The 3,096-nt window shown below is 66.6% G+C and carries 2 protein-coding genes and 1 pseudogene; 2 read left to right on the forward strand and 1 reads right to left on the reverse strand.

Annotated elements, in window-relative coordinates; genetic code table 11:
• Together EOA60_RS25825 and EOA60_RS25830 are read left to right on the forward strand one after the other, a co-directional pair.
• A pseudogene (locus tag EOA60_RS25825) lies at positions 1-421 on the forward strand (sugar ABC transporter ATP-binding protein); the annotation flags it as partial.
• A 55-nt stretch (positions 422-476) separates the two neighbouring features.
• Positions 477-2,504 (forward strand): aldo/keto reductase, encoded by a 2,028-nt coding sequence (locus tag EOA60_RS25830; RefSeq protein ID WP_095825119.1) that lies wholly within the window; start codon positions 477-479, stop codon positions 2,502-2,504.
• Between the two features lie 170 nt (positions 2,505-2,674).
• On the opposite strand, the gene EOA60_RS25835 is transcribed toward EOA60_RS25830, so the two are convergent.
• The coding region (locus EOA60_RS25835) for an Lrp/AsnC family transcriptional regulator (RefSeq protein ID WP_164899531.1) at positions 2,675-3,096 on the reverse strand (422 nt) is incomplete at its 5' end.

Genomic DNA, 3,096 nt, shown 5'->3' on the forward strand with positions numbered 1-3,096 from the left:
CGACGATCCGGCCAACCGTTTCGTCGCCGGTTTCATCGGTTCCCCGAAGATGAATTTCATCGCGGCGAAGGTCGTCGATTTGTCCAACAGCGCCGCGACCGTCGAGCTCGTCAATCATGGCGGCGCCAGACTGCGCAAGCCGCTCTGCGGCCCCTTGCCGGCGCCCGGCGCGGAAGTCGTGCTCGGCGTCAGGCCGGAGCATTTCTTCGAGGCCGGCGAGGGCGACTGCGACATTTCGGTCAAGGCCGACGTCGCCGAGCATCTGGGCTCGGTCAGCTATGTCTACGCCGATGCCGGGCCGGAGGAGCTGATCATCGAGCGCGAGGCCAGGCGCCAGCGCGCCGGCAGCGACCACTTCACCGTCTCGATCAAGCCCGAGCGCTCGCTGCTCTTCGACAAGACAGGCGCCAGGATTCGCTGACTTTCCTTTCTGCCCGATCGCGAAGGCGTGGCGGCGACCGCATGGAGAATTGGACATGACATCCGGAAAAATTCGCTGGGGCATCCTCGGACCCGGCAGCATCGCCAAATCCTTTGCCGGCGGCCTGGCGCAGTCGCGCACCGGCGAACTGGTCGCGCTCGGCGCTCGCAATCCCGGCAAGCCGGGCCTTGCCGAGACGTTTCCGGGCGCGCGCATCCTCGACGGCTATGACGCGCTGCTTGCCGACGAGGACGTCGATGCGGTCTATATTTCGATCCCGCATCCAGGCCATGCCGAATGGGCGATCAAGGCGGCAGAAGCCGGCAAGCATGTGCTGTGCGAAAAGCCGCTGGCGCTCACCGCCTTCGAGGCCGACGCCATGATGCATGCGGCGCGAATAGCGGGCACCTTCCTGGGCGAAGCGTTCATGTACCGGCTGCATCCGCAGACGCTGCAGCTGGTCGAGCTGATCAAATCGGGCGCCATCGGCGAGGTCCGCATGATCAAGTCGAGCTTCGGCTTCGCCATGCCGGGCTTCATGCCGGAGCACCGGCTCTACGCCAGCGAGCTGGCCGGCGGCGGCATCCTCGACGTCGGCGGCTACCCGGTCTCGATGGCGCGGCTGATTGCCGGCGCCGCGGCGGGAAAGCCTTTCCTCGAGCCGGACAAGGTCGTCGGTGCGGCCCATCTCGGCCAGTCCGGCGTCGATGAATGGGCCTCGGCGCTGCTCCATTTCCCCGGCGGCATCGTCGCCGAGGTCTCGTGCAGCATCTCGCTCAACCAGGACAATGTCCTGCGCATTTTCGGCACCAACGGCCAAATCGAGGTGCCGGACTTCTGGTTCGCCGGTGGCAACCGCGATGTCGGACCGGGCCGGATCGAGGTGATCCGGTCCGGCGGCACGCGCGAGGTGATCAGTGTCAACGAGACCCGCCACCTCTATTCCTTCGAGGTTGACGCCGCCGGCGAGGCGATCCTGGCCGGCCGCCAGGAATTCGCCTGGCCGGGCATGGGCTGGGCCGACAGCCTGGGCACGCTGCGCGTTCTCGACAAATGGCGCGCCGCCGTCGGGCTGGAGTACGAGATCGAAAAGCCGGCTAAGCGCGTCAACACCATCTCCGGCCGGCCGCTGCGCGCCAACGGCACCGCCATCGGCAAACGCGCGATTCCCGGCCTGCCGAAGCCCGTCTCGCGGCTGGCGCTCGGCTTCGAGGATTTCCGCACCTTCTCCTCGGGCTCGATCCTGCTCGACGCCTATTTCGAAGCCGGCGGCAACCTGTTCGACACCGGCTTCGTCTATGGCGCCGGCTACACCGAGACGCTGCTCGGGCAATGGCTGAGCAATCGCGGCGTGCGCCAGCAGTCGGTCATCATCGCCAAGGGCGCGCACACGCCGCTCTGCTATCCCGATGTGATCGGCAAGCAGCTTGCCCAGTCGCTCGACCGGCTGCGGACCGACCATGTCGACATCTATTTCATGCATCGCGACAATCCGGACGTGCCGGTCGGCGAGTTCGTCGATGCCATGGACCGCGAGGTCAAGGCCGGCCGCATCCGCGGCCTGTTCGGCGGCTCCAACTGGACGATGGAGCGTATGGACGCGGCGATCGCCTATGCCGAACGCACCGGCAAGCAGAAGCCGGGCGCGCTTTCCAACAATTTTTCGCTGGCCGAGATGCTGGAGCCGATCTGGGCCGGCTGCATCACCTCTTCCACCGACGATTGGAAAGCTTGGCTGACGGCGCGGCAGATGCCCAACTTCGCCTGGTCGAGCCAGGGCCGTGGCTTCTTCACCGACCGCGCCGGCCGCGACCGCACCGACAATGAAGAGCTGGTGCGGGTCTGGTATTCGGAAAAGAACTTCGGCCGCCGCGACCGCGCCATCGAACTTGCAAGCAGGCTCGGCAAAAGCCCGATCCATGTCGCGCTCGCCTATGTCCTGGCGCAGCCTTTCCCGTCCGTTCCGCTGATCGGCCCGCGCACGCTGGATGAGCTGGAGGACAGCCTCAAGGCGCTGGATATTGCGCTGTCGCCGGACGATCTGGAGTGGCTGGACAACGGGCCGGAGAGACGGAGGGCGTAGCGCCCATCTCCCCCCTCGAGGGGGAGATGGCCGCAAAGCGGCCAGAGGGGGTCGGTCCGACTGGGCTCGGCCTGCTGCGGCAGATGGAGTTGGCGCTCCACGCGAGGCGACCTCCTCTGGCCTGCCGGCCATCTCCCTCACTTGGGGGGAGATTGGCAGTTTCGCTGCCCTCACCGATCAACCCGCGTCGACAAGATGATCGACGACGACGTCCGCTCTACTCCCTCCATTGCCCCGATCTGATCGAGCAGCGCGTCGAGATCGCGGATCGACGGCGCGTCGACGATGACGATCATGTCGAAATTGCCGCTCACCGAATGCACCGTCCGGACCGGCGGCATCGCCTCCAGGCTACGCACCACCTTGTCGGCGAGTTTCGGCGTGACGGTGAGCAGCACATGCGCCTTGACCAGACCCTGCTCATAGTCGGGCGACAGCCTGACGCCGTAGCCGGCGATGATGCCGCGCTGCTCCAGCCGCTCGATCCGGCTCTGCACCGTGGTGCGCGACACGCCGAGCTTTCTCGCCAGCTCGGCGGTGGAGGCGCGCGCGTTGGCGCGCAGCAGCGTCAGCAGGGCCTGTTCAGCTTCAC

Origin of the sequence: Mesorhizobium sp. M1A.F.Ca.IN.020.06.1.1, assembly GCF_004023265.1 — a bacterium.
Lineage (GTDB): Bacteria > Pseudomonadota > Alphaproteobacteria > Rhizobiales > Rhizobiaceae > Mesorhizobium.

Bases quoted from the DNA above. Each gene is read 5' to 3' on its own strand.
- EOA60_RS25830 (WP_095825119.1), top strand. From the start codon at position 477: ATGACATCCGGAAAAATTCGCTGGGGCATCCTCGGACCCGGCAGCATC.